This window comes from Roseiarcus sp., assembly GCF_052145395.1.
GTDB lineage: Bacteria > Pseudomonadota > Alphaproteobacteria > Rhizobiales > Beijerinckiaceae > Roseiarcus.
In genome coordinates, this window is record NZ_JBKQOT010000574.1 from 1 (window position 1) to 3584 (window position 3584).

The 3584-nt window shown below is 67.2% G+C and carries 4 protein-coding genes and 1 pseudogene; 1 reads left to right on the forward strand and 4 read right to left on the reverse strand.

The window, feature by feature from the left end; translation table 11 throughout:
- The 3 genes from ACLP25_RS19830 to ACLP25_RS19840 all read right to left on the reverse strand — a co-directional run.
- Positions 1-392, reverse strand: a 392-nt coding sequence (locus tag ACLP25_RS19830) for a patatin-like phospholipase family protein (protein ID WP_442470879.1), incomplete at its 3' end; no start/stop codon positions are given.
- Between the two features lie 323 nt (positions 393-715).
- Positions 716-853 carry a hypothetical protein gene (locus ACLP25_RS19835; protein WP_442470880.1) on the reverse strand — a complete coding sequence of 46 codons (138 nt, stop codon included), beginning with the start codon at positions 851-853 and terminating at the stop codon, positions 716-718.
- The gene (locus ACLP25_RS19840) at positions 829-1836 is read right to left on the reverse strand and encodes an alpha/beta hydrolase (RefSeq protein ID WP_442470881.1); all 1008 of its coding nucleotides are present in this window, start codon (positions 1834-1836) and stop codon (positions 829-831) included. Before ACLP25_RS19840 ends, ACLP25_RS19835 begins: the two co-directional genes overlap by 25 nt.
- 339 nt (positions 1837-2175) lie before the next feature.
- Here ACLP25_RS19840 and ACLP25_RS19845 point away from each other — a divergent pair, with 339 nt between their 5' ends.
- Positions 2176-2709, forward strand: a complete 534-nt coding sequence (locus tag ACLP25_RS19845; protein ID WP_442470882.1) for a metallophosphoesterase family protein — start codon at positions 2176-2178, stop codon at positions 2707-2709.
- 78 nt (positions 2710-2787) lie between these two features.
- Here the strand turns inward: ACLP25_RS19845 and ACLP25_RS19850 are convergent.
- Positions 2788-3584 (reverse strand): annotated as a pseudogene (locus ACLP25_RS19850) (DNA gyrase subunit B); the annotation flags it as partial.

Sequence of the window (3584 nt, forward strand, 5' to 3'; positions counted from 1 at the left end):
TTGAGGCTGTAGGGCGAGATCATCCGCGACATCAGGTCCATCGCGAGATAGGCCGGAGAGGTGTCGAGGCTCCAGCGGTTCATCAGGCGGTCGAGCGGCGAGCGCTGGAGCGGGCTGAACCGCGCCGCCTCAGCCACCCGGCCCCAATAGGCGTCGAGAGCCGCCCGCGCGCCCGCCGCGCCGCCCTGCATGTAGCCACTGACCAGCACGGCGCCGTTCATCGCGCCGGCGGAGGCGCCTGAGATCGCCTCGATCTTCAGCCAGGGCTCTTCGAGGAGCCGGTCGAGCACGCCCCAAGTGAACGCGCCGTGCGACCCCCCACCCTGGAGGGCCAAATCCACCTGCACCTGGCTGCGAGGCGCGTCGCCCGCGTTTCCGGCTCGTTTCGGCATGGCAGCCCCCATTTGGAGAAGATGGCGCGTTTCCGGCCCAAGGCCGGCTCCGATAAATCTTTTTTGCGTTGAGTATTGGCGCTCAAAGCAACGCCTTGTAACCGTCTCTTGGCAGCTTAAGCAAGAGGGGGCAACCTCGCGCCGCGATCAATCTTCTGAACCGCGTTGAGCGTCAAAGAACGCGCGACGCAACGCCTCTCGCAACCACATCAATCGGTCGCGTGGCAAAAATACTTCGATCTCTCGGCTCGAGCGGCGATATCTATCACGAGCACGCTTTCGTTTTATGACGCCCGAATGTGAACCCGTGATCGCGCATGCGCTCAGTTCCTAAGACCGCCGGTGAACAGGACGATCGGCGCGGCCACGACGTTTCCCACCGCCTGTGCGGCGGTGGCCGCGTTGATGTCGGAATCACCGATTTGCTCTCCCGCAATCAGCCGGTCGCCGAGAAGGCGCACGACGGCCGGCTCGTCGCGAGTTTGCTGTGGTTCAGCGCGTCGCTCGTCCGGAGAGCGGAGAGGTCGAGAACGACGACGCCGGGGGCGGACTCGAGCTCGGCGACGTTCTCGGGCCGGGTGAGGTCGACCGCGCCAACGCGAGTGACGCCACCCGCAATCAAGCTCGCAAGAGCGAGCGCGCGGTCGTGCCGCGAGACGAAGATGGTGATGTGCGGCCGATCCGCTCCCATCTCCGCCACCTGCCGGCGAAAGACGTCGATATCGAGGTCCGGGGACGCCAGGATCAGGTTCGAAATCTTCGCGGGAACCCGCCCGTCCTCGAGCGCGATCTGCCGCAGCGACTCCACGGTCAGCCACGCGCCCATGGAGTGCGCGACGACCACGATGTCCTTGACGTTCGGGCTTCTCGCCACCGCCCTCAAGAGACCGGCGAGATCGCTGCGCGAGTAGTTCGCGCTCTCCCGGTCGTAATTATAGTCGAGAAGACGGCCCCGCGACGGCCATGAAAACAGAACCGGCGCCGCGTCGGTCCCCATGTCGTGGACAAGCTGCACGAAATGGAACACCGAACTCTCGAAACGCGTGTTGTAGCCGTGCACGAAGACCAGCACTCTCCCGCTCTTCGGGGCCAGTCGCACGAGCCAGTGGGAAAGGTCCGCGGGGTTGAGCGGCTTCAGGGAGACCACCGCGAAATCGCGGGACGGGTCCGCGGCGCCGGGCCGCGGCCATTGGACCGAGCCCACTTCGCGGTTCGGCGGGATCGACACCACGATGTTCTCGAGCGACAGAGCCTCCGCGCGCTCGCCGTTGAACAAAACGCCCGGCTCCGGGCTGCGCTGGCGCGTGGTGGCGACTAGCATCTCGACCCGCGCCGCCGCCCGCGGCGAGTCGGAGACAGGGACGAGGACGCCCTCGGAACTGGATGCGCAGCCCGCCGCCTGGGCGACAAGGAGCAGGGCGGCTGCGAGGCGCAGCGACTTCATCAGCAAGGCTCGGCGCGCTGCGCCAATGTCCCGCCTGGGGCTCATCTGACCTTCACCCTCGCCGAAAAGCTGCGCCTGGACGCCGTCGGACCGTCCGCGATCGCGCCGTTCCGTGGAGACCCGTACCATGCGCGACAGGGCCATCGACGCCGTGATGAGCGAGAATCTTGTCGCGACTCTGATAGATTTGCGGCATGGGACTTGCTAACAAATATACGCTCGCCCCTCGCTCCCATCTGCACGCGCGGGAGAGCGGCGCAAAAAGGAAAGGCGCGCGGCTTTTCGCCGCGCGGCGTTCGGGGGAACGTTCAGGTATAAAGGCAACGAAGGCGGTGTTTGATGCGGAAGGTTCATTTCACGGCGGATACGCATTTTGGGCACATCCTCGCCCTGACAGCACGGAAGCGGCCATTCAAGACGCTCGCCGAGATGGACGAGCTTCTCGTCAAGCGATGGAACGAGCGGGTGAAGCCGGAGGACGAGGTCTATCACCTCGGCGACGTCGGCCACGACCATCACGACCGGCTTGCCGAAATCCTGGGCAGGCTGAACGGTCAAATCCATGTCATTCTCGGCAACAATGACCCACGCGACCTGATGGAGGCGACCGGCCGGTTCGCCTCCATTGCCGAGATGCGGGAGATCGCCATCGGCGGACAGCGCATCTTCCTCTGCCATTATCCGTTGCGCGAGTGGCCGAACGCCTGGCGCGGCGCGTGGCACCTGTACGGCCACGTTCACGGCAAGTTCGACGCCCAGCCGCTCGGCCTCAGCCTCGACGTCGGGGTCGACAGCCACGGCTACGGTCCGATCGACATGGCCACGGTGGCGACCGAAATCGGCCTCCGCAGACCCGGCGTGATCGCGGCGTAGGAGTCGCCGGCGTCCGGGACGGAGCGACCGCGGGGCGTCGAGACGGGCGGGTCGCGCGCCGTGCCGAAGTCCAACGGCTCACACGTCCAGATTCGACACGCTCAGCGCGTTGTCCTGGATGAACTCCCGCCTCGGTTCGACCACGTCGCCCATCAGCTTGACGAAGATGTCGTCGGCCTCGTCGACCTCGCGGATCTTCACCTGCAAGAGCGAGCGGGCCTCGCGGTCGAGGGTGGTCTCCCACAGCTGGTCCTTGTTCATCTCGCCGAGGCCCTTGTAGCGCTGGATCGCCACGCCCTTGCGCCCCTGCGCGTTGACGGCCTCGAGGAGGCCGGACGGGCCGGAGACGGACGTCTCCTCGCCGCGGCGGACGAAGGTCGCGGGCTCGGCGAAGGCCTCCGCCAATGGCCGCGCATGCTCGGCGAGCCGGCGGGCGTCGGCCGAGGCGATCAGGCCCGCGTCGAGGATCGCCGCCTGCCGCACGCCGCGCACCTCGCGGGTCAGCACATAGCCGTTGGAGTCGACCCGGCCGGTCCAGCCGCGCTCCGTTTCTTCCGCGATCGCGTTCATCCGCTCGGCGAGCACGTCAGCGCGGGCGGCGCCTTCGGGATCGTCGGCGGAGCTCAGCGGCCTCAGCGCGCCGGCGAGCGCCGCCTGCTCGACCGCGGCGCGATTGTAGCGCGAATGAAGGCCGGTCAGCAGGCGCCGCATGGCGCGCGCCTCTTCGACCAGCGCGTGCAGGTCCGCTCCGGCGCGCACCTCGCCGCTCGCGAGCCTGACCGACGCGCCCTCGAGGCCCGTCTCGATCAGATAGTCGTCGAGCGCCCGCTCGTCCTTCAGGTACTGCTCGGACTGGCCGCGCTTGACCTTGAACA